At 40.9% G+C, this 16,802-nt stretch carries 15 protein-coding genes; 2 read left to right on the forward strand and 13 right to left on the reverse strand.

Annotated features, from left to right (window positions below; translation table 11 throughout):
• Positions 1–157: 157 nt before the first annotated feature.
• The gene (locus QTN47_RS16065) at positions 158–1,147 is read left to right on the forward strand and encodes an aspartate-semialdehyde dehydrogenase (protein ID WP_369330415.1); all 990 of its coding nucleotides are present in this window, start codon (positions 158–160) and stop codon (positions 1,145–1,147) included.
• A gap of 297 nt (positions 1,148–1,444) precedes the next feature.
• On the opposite strand, the gene QTN47_RS16070 is transcribed toward QTN47_RS16065, so the two are convergent.
• The 6 genes from QTN47_RS16070 to QTN47_RS16095 form a co-directional block, all read right to left on the reverse strand.
• Entirely contained in the window at positions 1,445–1,981 is a 537-nt protein-coding gene (locus QTN47_RS16070) for a hypothetical protein (protein WP_369330416.1), read from the reverse strand.
• Positions 1,982–2,486: 505 nt separating this feature from the next.
• Positions 2,487–3,155 (reverse strand): DUF2461 domain-containing protein, encoded by a 669-nt coding sequence (locus QTN47_RS16075; RefSeq protein WP_369330417.1) that lies wholly within the window; start codon positions 3,153–3,155, stop codon positions 2,487–2,489.
• 123 nt (positions 3,156–3,278) lie between these two features.
• The gene (locus tag QTN47_RS16080; RefSeq protein ID WP_369330418.1) at positions 3,279–3,857 is read right to left on the reverse strand and encodes an HNH endonuclease; all 579 of its coding nucleotides are present in this window, start codon (positions 3,855–3,857) and stop codon (positions 3,279–3,281) included.
• 63 nt (positions 3,858–3,920) lie between these two features.
• Entirely contained in the window at positions 3,921–4,826 is a 906-nt protein-coding gene (gldA, locus tag QTN47_RS16085) for a gliding motility-associated ABC transporter ATP-binding subunit GldA (protein WP_369330419.1), read from the reverse strand.
• Between the two features lie 88 nt (positions 4,827–4,914).
• The gene (glk, locus tag QTN47_RS16090) at positions 4,915–5,967 is read right to left on the reverse strand and encodes a glucokinase (RefSeq protein ID WP_369330420.1); all 1,053 of its coding nucleotides are present in this window, start codon (positions 5,965–5,967) and stop codon (positions 4,915–4,917) included.
• A gap of 88 nt (positions 5,968–6,055) precedes the next feature.
• Entirely contained in the window at positions 6,056–8,062 is a 2,007-nt protein-coding gene (locus QTN47_RS16095) for an alpha-ketoacid dehydrogenase subunit alpha/beta (protein WP_369330421.1), read from the reverse strand.
• 300 nt (positions 8,063–8,362) lie between these two features.
• Between QTN47_RS16095 and QTN47_RS16100 the strand changes: the two genes are divergently transcribed.
• Positions 8,363–9,292, forward strand: a complete 930-nt coding sequence (locus QTN47_RS16100; RefSeq protein WP_369330422.1) for an SPFH domain-containing protein — start codon at positions 8,363–8,365, stop codon at positions 9,290–9,292.
• A gap of 134 nt (positions 9,293–9,426) precedes the next feature.
• Here the strand turns inward: QTN47_RS16100 and QTN47_RS16105 are convergent, their stop codons facing one another.
• From QTN47_RS16105 to serC, 7 genes are all read right to left on the reverse strand, one after another.
• On the reverse strand, positions 9,427–9,762 hold the full coding sequence (locus tag QTN47_RS16105) for a type II toxin-antitoxin system RelE/ParE family toxin (RefSeq protein WP_369330423.1): 336 nt from the start codon (positions 9,760–9,762) through the stop codon (positions 9,427–9,429).
• Positions 9,752–9,970 carry a hypothetical protein gene (locus tag QTN47_RS16110; protein WP_369330424.1) on the reverse strand — a complete coding sequence of 73 codons (219 nt, stop codon included), beginning with the start codon at positions 9,968–9,970 and terminating at the stop codon, positions 9,752–9,754. The genes QTN47_RS16105 and QTN47_RS16110 overlap by 11 nt, the downstream gene beginning before the upstream one ends.
• A gap of 97 nt (positions 9,971–10,067) precedes the next feature.
• The gene (locus QTN47_RS16115; protein WP_369330425.1) at positions 10,068–10,769 is read right to left on the reverse strand and encodes a DUF4488 domain-containing protein; all 702 of its coding nucleotides are present in this window, start codon (positions 10,767–10,769) and stop codon (positions 10,068–10,070) included.
• 558 nt (positions 10,770–11,327) lie between these two features.
• The gene (locus QTN47_RS16120; protein ID WP_369330426.1) at positions 11,328–12,782 is read right to left on the reverse strand and encodes a glycoside hydrolase family 30 protein; all 1,455 of its coding nucleotides are present in this window, start codon (positions 12,780–12,782) and stop codon (positions 11,328–11,330) included.
• A 151-nt stretch (positions 12,783–12,933) separates the two neighbouring features.
• Complete coding sequence (locus QTN47_RS16125; protein WP_369330427.1) at positions 12,934–13,938, reverse strand: tetratricopeptide repeat protein; 1,005 nt, start codon at positions 13,936–13,938, stop codon at positions 12,934–12,936.
• Between the two features lie 460 nt (positions 13,939–14,398).
• Positions 14,399–15,634 carry a DUF1015 domain-containing protein gene (locus QTN47_RS16130; protein ID WP_369330428.1) on the reverse strand — a complete coding sequence of 412 codons (1,236 nt, stop codon included), beginning with the start codon at positions 15,632–15,634 and terminating at the stop codon, positions 14,399–14,401.
• 50 nt (positions 15,635–15,684) lie between these two features.
• On the reverse strand, positions 15,685–16,755 hold the full coding sequence (serC, locus tag QTN47_RS16135; RefSeq protein WP_369330429.1) for a 3-phosphoserine/phosphohydroxythreonine transaminase: 1,071 nt from the start codon (positions 16,753–16,755) through the stop codon (positions 15,685–15,687).
• Between the last annotated feature and the right edge of the window lie 47 nt (positions 16,756–16,802).

Below are 16,802 nucleotides of genomic sequence, written 5' to 3' on the forward strand. Positions count from 1 at the left end.
CGGGAAGGTGCGTAACGTTTGCGTATGTATAACATAACTAACAAAGGGCCTTCTCGGATGAGAAGGCCTTTTTTGTTATCGCAAACAGCTCATTTAATAACCAAAGCATAAACAAAAAAAAATCGTCCGCTGATGCGGACAAGGAGGATTAAACAACATGAAAGTAGCGGTAGTTGGAGCTACGGGTTTGGTAGGCTCCAAAATGTTACAGGTATTGGCTGAAAGAAATTTTCCGGTTACAGAACTGGTGCCTGTTGCCAGTGAAAGATCTGTTGGTAAGGAAGTTGAATTCAAAGGCAACAAGTACAAAGTAGTAAGCATGGCGGATGGCATTGCAGCAAAGCCTGCAGTAGCAATCTTTTCAGCAGGTGGCAGCACATCATTGGAATGGGCTCCCAAATTTGCTGAAGCCGGCATTACAGTAATTGATAACTCCAGTGCCTGGAGAATGGATCCTACCAAAAAATTAGTTGTCCCTGAAATCAACGCAGATGCGCTGACTCCTGAAGACAAAATCATTGCGAATCCTAACTGTTCTACTATACAGATGGTTGTAGCGTTAAACCCGCTGCATCAGAAATATAAGATCAAACGTATCATTGTAAGCACTTATCAAAGTGTTACCGGTACAGGTAAAAAAGCTGTTGATCAGCTGAACAACGAGCGTGATGGCAAAGAAGGCGAAATGGCTTACAAATACCAGATCGATCTTAACGTAATTCCTCAGATCGATGTATTCCTTGACAATGGTTACACCAAGGAAGAAATGAAGATGGTTAACGAGACCAAGAAAATCATGCGTGATGACAGCATTCGTGTAACTGCTACAACAGTTCGTATTCCTGTTGTTGGTGGCCACAGCGAAAGCGTGAACATCGAGTTCGAAAATGATTTTGACCTCGCTGAAGTAAAACAATTACTAAGCGAAGCACCTGGTGTTGTATTGCAGGACGATCCTTCTCAGCAACTATATCCAATGCCTTTGTTGGCGCATGAAAAAGATGAGGTGTTTGTAGGAAGATTAAGAAGAGATGAAACACAGCCTAACACTTTAAACATGTGGATAGTGAGCGATAACCTGCGTAAAGGTGCTGCTACCAATGCTGTTCAGATAGCTGAATATCTGCAAGGCAAAGGTTTACTATAATATTTTTTGTGAGTGGAAAGAGAGAACTTGTGTAATGCCCGGTTAGCGCCGGGCATTTTTGTGTGGGACTATTTTGTCTGAATGAAAGAAGGAAATTCTATTTAGTACCCGCAAGGAGGCATTGACATTAGATTAATACTAAAATTAGCGGCTATTGTTTTTCTTCCGCGGGATTAAGTGTTTTACAAAATATTTCCATAGGCTTCATTTATCGCGTTTAACGATAATTTCGCCACAGGTGACAGAGTAAGCTCACGCAGCTGGAAGCTGCACTAAGCTTATATTATTTCGTCATCATCATTCTTTCATTCGTCCAATTTTATCTAGAATAGATTTCAGCTCCTCTGCTTTGTTTGTGCCTACAAGTAACCTTTTGCCATTATTAAACTCAAGTTGTAATCCCTCATTTCCAGAAACATTAAACGCTTTTCCGTTACGTCCAAATCGCAAGCCCCAACCACCGTACTCCTTCAATGCTGAATATTTTCTGATATAGACTTTTTTTAAATTGCTCCAAGAGTATTGTCTGTATTTTATGTGAAAAGGAAAAAAACGAACATAAATTCCATCGGTTTTGATCACGGTGTCGAGGCGAAAATTTAAAAATAGCAGAGTCATTAGCATTGTCAAACCCGTTCCAATTAAAAGACCACTGTCGCTCATTGGTTTATCTCCAAATTGTTGCCCTTTAAATACTTGTTTGTATACACCAAAGAGAAACAATCCGTTAACCGCAAACAGGCCTAAAAAAAGCCACCATTGCTTAAACTTTTGTCTTTCGGAGAAAAGAACTTCATTGTGAGTTGCCATACTAATTGGGTTTTGCCATTTCATGTTTAAGGTTTCGGCTTACCATTATCATTAACATCTGTTGATCTCAGAAGTATTAATTGGCATCCAGATTAGGTCGAATAATTTTGTCCTAAAACTAAAGTTTGAAGCCGCGATTGCCTTTTGAATGCTTATCACACTAAGCAATCTGTCTGTAAACAAAAATGTCGAAACTGTGCCTGGCCGTAAATTCTTTTTTGACCAAATCATTGTGCAATCAATCTGTCCGTGAGCGATGATCGCTAAGCCGAAAAAAAATATAGTCGCCATTAATTGGCCCTGGTCTTATCATTGCTCCATGTGAGTCTTTTGCATGCTGTTCTTCAATACCGGTACTAGTTTGCTTTGGATAATGTCATCGAAGGCAGCAAGGTAAGCCCACGCAGCTTGGAAGATGGGCGGAGCAAACAACTTCGCAATACCTTCAATCTTTTATCGAAAATATTTCAGCCCTCACACTTCAGTATCAATACATCGTACATCTAAAATCGTACACCGTACACTCGCATCATCCCTCAATTCCCCGGTTAATAAACTTCACCATTGGTTGCAATGCATCAAATGCAGATGTAATTTTTTTAAGAAGTCCTTTATCCGTCAAGTCAGCATCCGTTAGTGGTTGCATGGCTAAATAACTTTTCAGTTTGATGAATTCAATGGCAGGATTTGTATCATCATATCCTTTCGGTGGCCTGCTTAAACTTACATCACCACCTTTATAAAGTTCTTTGTAAACACCGGTGAACTTTTTATTGGAGATGATCTTGCCAAACTCATCAAAACAATAATCAACTTCCTGTCTCACTTTTTTTAGCTCATTGGGCATTGGCATCCAAAGGCCGCCACCGACAAAACTTTCACCCGGCTGGCAATGAAAATAATATCCGGCATAAATGCTTTTTTTTCCGCCGCGATTAATGCTTGCACCAAAATTATTTTTGTAAGGAGATTTGTCTTTGCTAAACCGTACATCCCTGTTAATGCGGAACACACAATCCTTTGCCAGCAATGATGCCAGGTCTTCATCTTTCTTTGCGTGAATATCTATTATCTGCTGCACCAGTTGCAGAAAATCGGCTTTAGCGTTGTCATATGCTTTGCGGTTGGCATCAAACCATTCTTTGGTATTGTTCCTTGTAAGATCTTTCAGAAACTTGATCGTTGCGCTCTGTAACATTGAAACGGTTTTATTTGAAGTATTGATCAGTGTATTAAATCACACACTAAAAGTAGTATTGTTTCTATAATTTTTGGGGCAATGATCTGTGGAAGGATCTTTAAGGGTAAAGCAGTTAAATCACTATACTGTAACGTAACCCCAGTTTTCACCGTTCTTGATCCTCGTGATAGCCATTTCACTTATGCCATATTTTTCTGCCATTTGCTTATAGGTCAATCTTCGTTTCGGATTGGCAAGGCTTTGCTTGATCTGCTTAACCTGCATCAGTGTTAACTTCAGACCTTTCTTTTGCCTTACCGGATTTTCTTTGGCTTTTTGTTTTGCTGCAAGTACTGCGGGATTTTCCATATTGTGTACGGCCACTTCTTCCTGGCTTGCCCATCTTAAGTTGGAGACCCTGTTATCTTTCTTATCATGGTTTAAGTGTATTACCATAGAGCGGTTTGGACCAGGGTGTTTCAAGAAATAATCAGCAACCAATCTATGGCAAAGAAAAGCGGGATAATCGTCTTTAACTTTCAGCCTTAAAATTGTATAGCCCTCTATGGTTGAGCCGTGTAATAATACACCGTCTTTCTTTAGATCTTTTGTGTAAGATGCCATCCGGCCCATGTTGCTGATGGCGTACATTTTCTGAAGTTGTTGCCAGTTTTTAAAGATAATTTGTTTCCATTTTTCTTGGGGAAGGTTGGTAATCATATTTAACGGTTTAAGAGTAAAGTATAAAAATTCTTTTTCTGTTACAATGTGCGAAAACATGTATCAGGAAGAAGTCAGGGACCGGAAAATATCTTCCAGGTTGTTGCCTTCAGTCTGTAGCGAAACAATGTTCAGATTGCGATCAATTGACAACTGCAATAATTGTTTGCGTGCGTCTTCAGGGTTTGAGGTAAACAACCGCCAGCTATTTTCATTTATCCGGGTAACGCTGTTGACAGCAACAAGATCTTCCAGCCACTTACTGTCAACAATCTCTTTAAATGTAACTGCAACCATGTTGCCCTGCCTGCGTGTCTGCAAGCTATGCAGCGTATCGTCGGCAACAATTTCACCTTTGTTAATAATAATAATGCGATCACAAACAGCTTCTACTTCCTGCAGGATATGAGAGGAAAATAAAACAGTTTTATCTTTCCCCTGTTGCTTTATAACATTTCTTATTTCTATGATTTGATTGGGATCCAGCCCGCTTGTAGGCTCATCAAGAATCAGCACTTCCGGATCATGTATCAGTGCCGCGGCAAGGCCGGTACGTTGTTTATATCCTTTTGATAATTGTCCGATTTTTTTGTTCTGTTCAACCTGCAATCCAACCATGTCAATAACACGCTGAACATTCTTTGCCACATCAGATAGTCCGTACACACCTGCTACAAAATTCAGGTATTCCTTCACATACATGTCGTAGTACAGAGGATTGGCTTCCGGCAGATAACCGGTTTTTCTTTTTGCTTTCAACGGTTCAGTTGAAACATCAATACCGGTAACGGTTGCCACCCCTGCGTCCTGCTGCAGATAGCCGGCGATAATTTTCATTGTTGTACTTTTTCCGGCGCCATTCGGACCAAGAAAACCCACGATCTCACCCTTACGTACGGAAAAGGAAATATTATTGACAGCCTTTTGAGTCCCGTATGTCTTTAGTAATTCTTTTACTTCAATTGACATAGAGCCAAAGATAGTTATTCTGTAATTTGTTTATAAATGACCTTTATCATGTAGAAAAAGCAGATAAGCGATCAGTATCAGCTCTTAATTATGAAGCTATTGCACGCGCTTCTGTAACACGGCTCAGGCAATAGAAAGCAGCTCCCATTAAGGCAGCTTTATCATTCATAATGATGTTTACCGGCACATCTTCAAGCATCTCCTGCATACGATCGCAGTTAAGAAAATGTTCTACAAAAGCAGAAGATTGCAGCAACGTTTTTATTTTTGGAGGAATCCCCCCTCCCAAATAAATTCCTCCTGTCGCTTTCATTTTTAGCACCATGTTAGAACACTCGCGGGCCAGGTATTTTACAAACAATTCCATTGTTTGCTTAGCAATCTCAGAAGTTCCGGCAATGGCCGCTTCGCTAATGGCGGCAGAGTCATCTTCATATTTAAATTTCTCCTGCAACCATTGTTCTTCTTTATATTTTCCGCTTTCTTTTAAAAATGAGTAAATGGAAGTAATACCCGGACCTGAGACCAATCGTTCCCAACTAACTACGTCAAACTTTTTTGATAGGTAATCGAGTATCTCTACGTCAGTACCGGTACGTGGTGAAAAATCGCAATGTCCTCCTTCCGTTGCAAAAGGATGAAAATAAGTGCCATCCCAATAAAGTCCAGCTTCGCCTAAACCTGTGCCTGGGGCGACAATCGCAGCATTGCCTTTTATACCGGGATTCCCTTTGTAGATATTACAGATATCATCTTTATCCAAACACGCAAGACCATAAGCATTTGCTTCAAGGTCATTAATAAGCAAAACATCTTTGATGCCCGTTCCCTGTGCAATTTCGTCTGCCGTTAATACCCAGGAAATATTGACAAGATCTGCCCGGTTATTAATTACTGGACCAGCAACACCTGCGCAAAGGCAGTGTGGCTTTATGTTGCTGCCAATTTCCTGCAGAAACTCACAGGCAATTTGTGTAAACGATGAATAGTTTTGGGTGTGATACTGTTTAGCATTCAGTTGCTTCATGCTGCCGTCCGCAAACTGGTATACAGCAATATTTACTTTGGTACCGCCAACGTCTGCGGCTACGACCGTCGCATTTGCTTTAGGTAAACGGTCGCTGAAAATTAATGGTAGCAAACTGATAGCATTTTAATGTAAAACAATCAATTACAGTACAAAGATATCTCCAGCTATTTCGCAGACACCTGATATTAGTCACGACGAACTAATATCGCTGAAGCTTTTTAACACATTCATCCAATCGTGCTTTGGCAAGAAAGTTCTTTTCCAGATCTGCATTAAAGGGAACAGGCGTATCAAGGCTTGCGCAGCGAATAACAGGCGCATCAAGCATTTCAAAACAGTGCTCACTTATCCATGCACTTATTTCGCCGCCTATACCGCCGGTTAATGTATCCTCATGCAGGATCAATACTTTTCCGGTTCTTGCAACTGAAGCTTTGATCGCACCATAGTCAAGCGGAGCCAATGACCTCAGATCAATAATATCAAAAGATGTGTCAGCATGCCGGGCGGCATATTCCAGAGCCCAGTGTACACCAAGGCCATAGGTGATGATACTTATGTCATTGCCTTTTTGTACTATCCTGGCCTTTCCGATCTCGGTTTCATAGTACATCTCTGGCACCACATCACTTACACTTCTGTATAAAGCCTTATGTTCAAAAAACAAAACAGGGTTAGGATCATTGATGGCCGCAATCAATAAACCTTTTGCATCAGCAGCAGATGAAGGATACACAACCTTCAGCCCGGGAACATGTGTAAACCATGCTTCGTTGCTTTGTGAATGAAAAGGGCCGCCACCCACACCGGCACCTGTTGGCATGCGTATAACAACATCAGCGTTTTGGCCCCAGCGGTAGTGGATCTTTGCAAGATTATTCACAATCTGGTTAAAACCCACACTAACAAAATCCGCAAATTGCATCTCTACAACACTCTTATATTGTTGAAGACTCAGGCCCAAAGCTGTGCCCACTATTGCGCTTTCGCATAACGGTGTATTACGGACCCTGGCTTTACCAAACTCCTCAACCAATCCTTCAGTAACTTTAAAAGCCCCTCCGTATTCAGCAATATCCTGTCCCATCAAAACAAGCTTCGGATGCTTTTGCATTGATTGATACAGACCTTCCTTTATAGCATCAATAAAACGTTTTTGCGCAACATCACTGGCAGAAGCTAGAAGTTTATCAGCAACATCAATTACAGGAACGTCCGTATCTTTTAGATCCGGTGCGTAAACATCTCTTAACTCTTCGTTGCTGTCAGCAACAACAGGTACCTCATCAAATGCTGTGGCAAGTTCCCGCTCAATCTTTTCTTTGATATCGCTTTTTATCCTGCTAAGTTCCTCTTCGCTTAAAACACCCTGTAATAAAAACTGTTCGTAATTTCTGATGGGGTCTTTTTCAGCCCAGATATCGAACAATTCGGCGGGTACATATTTCGTTCCGCTGGCTTCTTCATGGCCACGCATCCGGAACGTCATGCACTCTATCAGGTATGGCTTCTGTTCGCGTAAACAATAGTCTCTTACGCCTTTGATTGTATCAATTACCGTGAGAATGTTATTTCCATCAATCTGTACACCTTCGATCCCATAACCTTTTGCCCGATCAACCAAACGTTCACATTTATATTGCTCACTAACCGGTGTACTTAATCCGTAGCCATTATTTTCAATAACAAAAATTACAGGCAGGTTCCATACCGCCGCCACATTCAGTGCTTCATGAAAGTCACCTTCACTCGTTCCCCCGTCTCCTGTAAAAGCAAGTGAAACTTGCTGTTGAGAAGAAAGTTTGTGCGCAAGTGCTGTACCGTTAGCAACGGCAAGTTGTGGCCCCAAATGAGAGATCATTCCGCAGATATGATGTTCTGCTGATCCGAAATGGAAGCTTCGCTCTCTTCCTTTACTACAGCAGTTCCGGTTGCCTTGCCATTGCATAAATAGATTGTGAAGCGGCATATTGCGTGTAGTAAAAACACCGAGATTACGATGTAGTGGCATGATCCAATCATCATCCTGCAAAGCATATGTACAACCAACAGCAATGGCTTCCTGGCCAATTCCACTAAACCATTTACTTATTTTACCCTGCCGCAACAACAGCAGCATTTTTTCTTCTATGAGTCTGGGCAGCAATAGTTTGTGATAAATATCGATCAATGCTTCATTCGAAAATAAATCCCTCGAAAACTCCATAATATATGTTGAATAGTGAAAGTTAAGGAAAAGGAGCTACCAAAAAATAATCCCGTACCGACAGACGCAAATCTTATGATTTTGCAGCAGGCAAATACATATATTTGGTTGACAAATTACTCAGCTCATGAAGGCCCTGGCGAATTCATTGCGCATTGTCTTATTTATCGTACTGTCAACCGTAAACTTCGAGTACCTCATAAACAGGCAATCTTCCACAGTGTTATTAATAATCTCCATCCTGCTTGAAATTGTTCTGTTTTACTTCCTGATTTTCAAACTAATAAAGCAATACTTCTTATGATTTCTGTCTTCTTCTTTTTACTGTTTGCGGGCATTGCAATTGCATACGCGCTGAAGAAAACTGTTCCTGCTAAAACCGGAAACGCTCTTTTAGGGGTCCGTTTATATAAAACTATTGGGATAGCTGTTCTCGGGCTAATAATTGCCTTTATTCAGCCATTCGTATTGGAAAGAGTGGATGCCGGTCACGTGGGCATTAAGGTTAACCTTACAGGTGACAATCGTGGTGTTAGCAAATTTGAATACAAAACCGGGTGGGTTATTTACAATACCTGGGTAAGCAAGTTGTATGAATTCCCAACGTTTCAGCAACATATTGATTACCCCGAACAACAGGTGATCACCAAAGGTGGATTTAGTGCCACGATTAAGCCATCTTTCAACTATGCGCTTAAGCCGGGTGAAGTTGGCGACATGTTTCAGAACCTGCGTCTTGATGTAAGGAGCATTGAGCAACAATGGCTGCAAACGGCCATCGTCGGCACCGTTAACGACGTTGCAAACAAGTGGGCGGTAGATGATATTTTCAATCAGCGCGAAAAATTTGAAAGCGATATTGTTACTGAAGCCAACCACAGGGTTTCAAAATGGTTCACTATCTCACAGCTTAGAACAAATATAACTCCGCCGCAGGCACTGCAACAATCCATCGAAGCAAAAACAAAGGCCATCCAGGAAGTTCAGGTTGCCGAAAACCAGCGTTTGGTTGCCATTGCCGAAGGTGAAAGAAAAGTGGCGCAGGCCCGTGCTGATAGTGCTGCCCAGGTAATCCAGGCTGCGGGTGAGGCTGAAGCCATTCGAAGAAAACAGGTTTCCCTAAGTGCCAATTATATTGAATACATGAAAATTCAAAAATGGGATGGTAAGTTGCCGCAAGTGCAAAGTGGCAACGGAGGTGTATTGCTGCAGATGCCGAAACCGGAGTAACTTAATATGAAAATTTGGCACCGTGTTTTAAAAAGACTTGCCGCAATGTGAGCATTAATTAAACCGGAGAGCATATTTAAATCTGATGTTACTTCGCTCTACGTATAATTAGAATATAATCTAATTACAAATCTTTACATTCCGTCCTTAATGTTTTCTATGATTTTTTTAAGTGTTCTGTTATCGATGTTATCGAATTCGGCCTTATCATAAATTGTAAGTAAATAAACTTCTTTATTTTCTGTGACCAGGTAGGTGATAACCCGAGCGCCACCGCTTTTACCCTTGGCCTTACTTCTTATGGCAACCCGAATTTTGTAAACGTCATTTCCTAACGACGTACCTGTCCTTGGATATAATGACAATGTATCAGCTAGATAATACAATTCGTCTTTTAAGGATGGGTATTTTTTGATAAGCCGTTTGGCTTCTTTTCTAAATTTGTCAATTAGGACAACCTTATAGTTCATTCAGAAATTCCTTGAGAGTTTGTTTTTTACTCCTTGTCCTTTTAAGGAGTGCCACTTCCTCAAACGCCTCTTTCAAATCAGATCTTATTTTAAGTGTTTGCTCGTATTTTCTTAACCTTAAAAGAAGTTTTTCCCACTCCACCAAAGGTAGCTTTACCGCATTAGGATTGCCCTTATTGTCTTTTAAGTATTCAACAGAGATTTTCATAATTCAAATGTAATTTTTTTTACAACAAATGAGACACAGAAAATACGAGAATGTTACACCTAAACAAGATCTGATTTTTCGCGACGATCCTTTTCCCTTACTCAAACCTGCTCCACTCCTCTTTTATCTTATCGCCTTTTGAGCTTTGACCGCTGTGTTCCCATTTTGTGCCATCCACTTTTGCGTCAAAAGTCAGGTTCATGCCTACTTTTGAGCTATCACGGGAGAAGAATTCTATTGTTTCCGTGTATTTGCCGTCTTTGAGTATGTAGGTTCCGCCGCCAGTTCCAAAAAATTCACCGGTAGATGTGTTCATTGCTATCCACTGAAAGCGTGTGCCGGATAAGATCTTAATTGTCTTTCTTGGACCATCTTCAATTACCTGCATAGAGCCATTGTTGTCTCTTGCACTGATGCGCCATGCTCCTGCCAAGACTTCATTGCCGCCATCAAGGTTGGTGAATGTTATATCGTTGCCGTTGAAATTAACGGTGAGTTCATTATTGTCTGATGAAAAAGTATTCGTTTCAGTCTTGCCAACCTTAGATTGATCGACTGTATTAAATTTTATAGTAGAAGCACTGGTATTTCCACTTACAATGTATGTTCCGCCCCATGAAGAGATAAACTTTTTATTATCCTTATCAAATACGGTGTAGGTAAAATAACCCGGGGTTAATAAAAGAACATGCTCGGTTGATCCGTCTTTTTTAACCCATGCGCTGTAATCCTGCGCGAAGAGTTGTCCTGTAAAGCACATGCAAATAAAGAGAAACAGAGCGGTGGTAAATTTCTTCATACAACAAGTTTTTTTGGTGAGTCTTAAAGTTCAGGAATATTGATGAGTAAAGCAAGTTAATTGATTAGGAGCTTAGAGCCTAAAGCCCAAAGCGTAAAACTATGCTCCGACGCACAATTAAACAATAGCCACAAAGACACAAAAACTAAAAGGAGCACAAAGAAAAAGAAATTGCCACTGAAGCACAGAAGCCCAGAATTTTTACCACGGAGTAGTGCAGAGTTTCTTCACGGAATACACAGAGTTAGATACGACACGCTCGCAATTTTTTATCATACGAAAGAAGCTTAAAGCGTAAAGCCTAAAGCTTAAAACTATTCCCCGACGCACAATTAAACAATAGCCACAAAGACATGAAGACTGAAAGAAGCACAACGAAAAAGAAATAGCCACTGAAGCACAAAATTTTTACCACAGAGTAGCGCGGAGTTTTTTCACGGAATACACAGAGTTAGATACAACACGCTCGCAACCTTTCATCATTCGCTCAAATAAACGTACAACGTATAACTTACAACGTAAAACCCAGTTTTAGGCTTTGCGCTTTAGGCTTTAAGCTTATTTCACCACCAACGTTGATATCGAATGTGGCAGACAGCTTGTTGCGGCGGCGCTGCCGTTGATCCATAAATGATAAGGTTGTTCTTTATCTGTACGGTTCATAACTACTACAACAATACTGCCGTCGGTGTTGCGGAATGCAGTAGTCTCCAATACATCTCTGCTTGAAGCAGTGCTGATGCGTCTGGCACCAGGACGTATAAATTTTGAGAAATGGCCAATGTAGTAGAAGGCATTCGTATAAATCAATTCACCGGTTTGCGTGTTTGCATGCACGGGTGCAAAACAAAAGTTTCCAACATGATTAGGACCACCCTTTTCATCGAGCAAGATGTTCCAATCTGTCCACGCAGTTGTTCCGCTGTTAAAATCATTGATCATGGAGTTGCCGTACTTTTCGCCCAGACTCCAGTTGAGTACACTATCCAGGTCGAATTTTTCCTTACAGCCTTCCGTAAAGATCAGGTTCTTACCCGGGAAGGCTTGTTCTACCATCTTTACATTGGCGAATTGCATGCCGCTGCCGGTCCATGTTTCGTACCAGTGGAAACCAATTCCCCACACATATTTTGCAGCCGCCGGATCACCGAGTATTACGCTTGCACGTTGATAAACCAGGTCCCTGTTATGATCCCACGCGATCAATTTTTTATTACCCATGCCGTTCTTTTGTAAAGTTGGTCCGAGGTACCCTTTTATAAAATCCCTTTCATCTTCTGCGGTATAAATACACGATTCCCATTTTTGCTTTGCCATGGGCTCATTCTGCACACTCAAGCCCCAAACGGGTATTCCCTTAGCTTCATAAGTCCTGATAAACTTTACATAATAATTAGCCCATGCCTGTCTGAATTCAGGTTTTAATTTGCCGCCTTGCACAAGGCTGTTATTGTCTTTCATCCAGGCCGGAGGGGTCCATGGACTTACAAACAAAGTAAGTTTACCACCTGCCGCGGCAATCGCCTGTTTGATGAGAGGGATACGATACTTTTCATCATGAGCAACACTAAAGGTTTTGAGACCGGCATCATTATCCTCAACATACGTATAACTATCACTTGAAAAATCGCAGCTTTGAATGTTCGTACGACCTAATGTATAACCAATTCCTTTTTCGCGATCGTAGTATGCCGTAAGCAATTCTTTTTGTTTATCTGCCGGCAGTTTTGCAAATACTTCAGCGGATGCATCCGTGATTGCTCCTCCGATACCAATAAATGATTGAAATGATTTTGCAGGATCAACAAAAACACATGGCTCAGTTTCCAGCGGTTGAGGCATAGCTGTAAAGGACGCAGTTCCATTCGGAGAGATCCGAAACCGGGTATTTTCAGCAGTCGTAAAAATGGAAATCGTTTTCCCCTCAAATTTTACATTTCCTGAAGATTGAATTTGGGCATTTAAGGTAAAGACTGAAGCAATACCCATTAAAGTCAGCAGACCCGTTTTCATAATATTTTTTTTAAGCATTGGGGGTAGGCTTTAATTTATAAGAAAACTAAAAAAGGCAAGCAGGTTAGCAAAATTAACCTACATGCCTTTATATTTTCAATAAATTATATCCTGTTTACCGTTGGATATTATTTACACAATTTCTTATGACTTAGTGCTCATAGTACTGTCCGGCCGGAATTTTATACACCATGCCACGTTGATATTTCTGCAGTGCCTTCGCTTCTGCATCATGATTTTTTGCCCATGTTGCGTAACTATCAGCACCACCGCCGAAAATCCATTGGTTATAAGCCTCAAACATTTCTTCCTTAATAAGGGTGCGTTGGTATTCAAACAAACGGTAAGGAAATTTGGGTGTATCGCCTTCGTACCATTGCAGCACAAATTTTGAGCGCAAAGAAGTAAGCGACTCTGGAGTAACACCCTCAGCCAGCATACCGGAATTTTGCAGGAACAAATTACCAACAGCCTTAATAAATGGACTGCCTTTTTTAACCGCATCAGCTAGTGTATTGCCGGTAAACAGTCTCTTATAATCAGCCGTCAATTGTTCTTTAATCTCTGCTGTTCTTGCAGTCAGGCTTTCAATATTGATGAAATTCTCTCCATACAATACTGCCCACAACACTTCATTCTTTTGAGAATAATATTTAGATGCGTTGTAAAAATTACCACTGCAGCTTGGGTCCGCCTCTATACCTTTTTCCCAAAGCTTTATAGCAGTTGATGGATTTTTTTCAAATTCCAGTTCACCATATTCGCTGTACAATATACCGCGATTGGGAAATTTAGCCAGGCCCTTCTTGTATAGCTTAGCGCATTCATCATTCTGTGCAGTTGCCTTATAAGCCATGCCCAATATCTGGAAACTTTGAACATCCGCATTCGGTTTTTCTACAAGCGATTTTGCGACGTCTATAGATTTTGAATAGTCTCTTTTTAATAAAGAAACATAAGCAAGATCTTTTGCAATCTCAATATCATCAGGTTTTAACTGGTTTGCACGGTCAAGAACCAGCACTGCATTGTCCAGGTCGCCCTGCTTCATAAATGTGCGTGCAGTTTCATGCAGTTTTTCCGGGTCCTGTTGCTGTGCCTTTACCACTGTGTAAGAACTAAGTAAAACGAGCGTTGCAAAAAATATTCTTTTCATCCACTTACTTTTAATATTTCAAAAACAGAAGAAACCTTAAAGCCTGTTACGGACGTTAAGGTTTCTCAGCTCAATTAGTTTATTATGCAAAGTACGTTACAAGTACGAAGTTAGAAGTACGAAGTACGTTAGGTTTGAACCTGTTGTGTTTTAATTAACAGCTTGCCGCCAAAGTACTTCATATTCACCTATCTTACTCAAAGTACGAAGTTAGAAGTACGAAGTACGTTAGGATTGAACCTGTTGTGTTTTAATTAACAGCTTCTGATAAAGCACTTCATGTTCATCTATCTTACTCAAGTACAAAGTTAGAAGTACGAAGTACGTTGAGTGCGGCAGGTTTCTTTGAACTTAACATTTCTTGTTGCCAGCTACTATAGTCAACCTTTAACAACTCTATCAACAGTTCCGAACGAGGTACTTCGTAATTCGTAATTCGTACTTATCCACTTATCCTTACTTAGTCATTAATCAAGTGCGTCAACAAGCCATCCCGAAGCTTCGGTTCAAACCAGGTGCTTTTTGGAGGCATTACGTTACCGCTGTCTGCAATGTCAAATAGTTGTTGAATGCTTACAGGATAAAGGCTGAATGCAATCGCCATTTCTCCGCTGTCAACACGTTTGCTAAGCTCCTGCAATCCCCTGATGCCACCTACGAAATCAATTCTTTTATCTGTACGCGGATCTTCAATGTTCAGCAGTTTGCTCAACACATTGTCCTGCAGAATTGTAACGTCCAATACACCGATCGGATCTTCGGAATAAGTGCCCGCTTTTGCAGTCAGCTTGTACCAGCTTTTGCCCAGGTACATGCCAAATTCGTGAAGACTTTCAGGTTTGAAAGGTTCTTCACCAATTTCTTCAACAATAAAATTCTCCTGTAAAGCTTTTAGAAAATCGTGCTCACTATGTCCGTTCAAATCTTTTACAACACGGTTATAATCCATGATGTATAATTGATTGGAAGGGAACAAAGTGGTAAGGAAGTAATTAGCACCGTCAGCGGCTTTATTGCCTAATGCTTTACGCACCTTAGCAGCAGATGCAGCGCGGTGGTGGCCGTCTGCGATATAAGTACAGGGCACTTTTGTTTCAAAATAGCCGGTGATGGATTCTGTAGCATTACTATCATTGATCAGCCAGATAGTGTGCTGGATCTGATCATCCGCGGTAAAATCATACACCGGGTTTTTGGTGCTCATCCATTTGTCAATCAACGCATCTATTTCTTCTACATTTTTGTACGCAAGAAATACATTGCCTGTCTGGGCTCCGGTTGTTTTAATATGGTTGATGCGATCCTGCTCTTTTTCAGGCCTCGTAAACTCGTGTTTTTTAATGATATCATTTTCGTAGTCATCCACCGAGCTAACACAAACGAGACCGGTTTGACTGCGACCATTCATGATAAGTCTGTAAACGTAATAACACTCTTTCGATTCATGAAAAAGGATCTCGCGTTTGATGAAAGCTGTCAGGTTTTCCTTTGCTTTTTCATACACTATTTCAGAATGGATGTCGATATTATCGGGCAGATCAATCTCACTTTTGGTGATGTGCAAAAATGAATTTGGGTTTCCCTGTGTTTCAATTTTTGCTTCCTGGCTGTTTAATACATCATAGGGGCGGCTGGCAACCTGTTTAGCAAGTTGCGCCTGGGGGCGCAATGCTTTAAATGGCTTTATTTTACTCATATTCGTTTGATAGTTGTTGTTTATAATGCTACAAACCGCATTACTTTAACTTACAGATTTTTATTGTTGAATTCAGTCATCAGTTCTACAAAAGCTTTCACACTGTCCATCGGCATTGCATTATACATACTTACCCGTAAACCGCCAACACTTCTGTGACCTTTTACGCCTACCATGCCATTCTTTTTGCATTCATCCAAAAATGGCTGTTCCAACTCTGGTCTTTGCATTACAAATACAGCATTCATAAAGCTTCTGTCCTCTTTATTCACTGTTGGAACAAAAAGCGGAAGGCTATCCAAAGCGTTATACAGATATTCAGCTCTTTCTTTCGCTCTTTTTTCCATCTCTGCAAGTCCGCCTTCTTTTTTTATCCAGCGCAACGTAAGCAGGCTAACATACACCGCAAAGACAGGAGGCGTATTTAGCAAAGAGCCGTTCTCGATATGAATACGGTAATCCATTATAGGCGGAATAGCTCTTTTAATCTTTCCAAGCACATCTTTTTTCACCACAACGAGCGTTACGCCTGCAGCACCCATATTTTTCTGCGCACCGGCATAGATCAGCGAATGCTTAGCAAAAGGCATATTTCTGCTGAAAATATCACTGCTCATGTCGGCTACAAGCGGCACATTGGTTTCGGGTAGTGCATGCCATTGAGTACCTTCTACCGTGTTGTTGGTTGTATAATGGAGGTATTTTGATGTTGCAGGAATCTCAAATCCTTTATTAATATACGTGTGATTTTTATCTTTTGATGATGCTACCACATTTACATTTCCAAACAACTTCGCTTCCTTGATAGCCTTGCTTCCCCAAATACCGTTATCGCAATAGGCGGCGGTTTCGCCATCGTCCAGCAGATTCATCGGCACCTGCATAAACTGTGTGGTGGCGCCTCCATGCAAATACAACGCTTCATGTTCTTCACCCAGTTGCATTAGTTCCTTTATAAGAGATCGCGATTCATCCAGTACATCCTGAAACCAGGAAGTGCGGTGGCCGATTTCCAGGAGAGACAAACCAATGTTATTAAAGTTAAGAACAGCTTCAGCAGCCTGGTTTAATACTTCCTGCGGAAGAATAGAAGGCCCTGAATTAAAATTGTGCATTTTCATGTTGTTAATGGTTATTGCGTTTGCAAAATAAAGCAATTGAAGTCAAA

The sequence above is a fragment of the Danxiaibacter flavus genome (genome assembly GCF_041060425.1).
In the GTDB taxonomy this organism is placed as follows: Bacteria; Bacteroidota; Bacteroidia; order Chitinophagales; family Chitinophagaceae; genus Danxiaibacter; species Danxiaibacter flavus.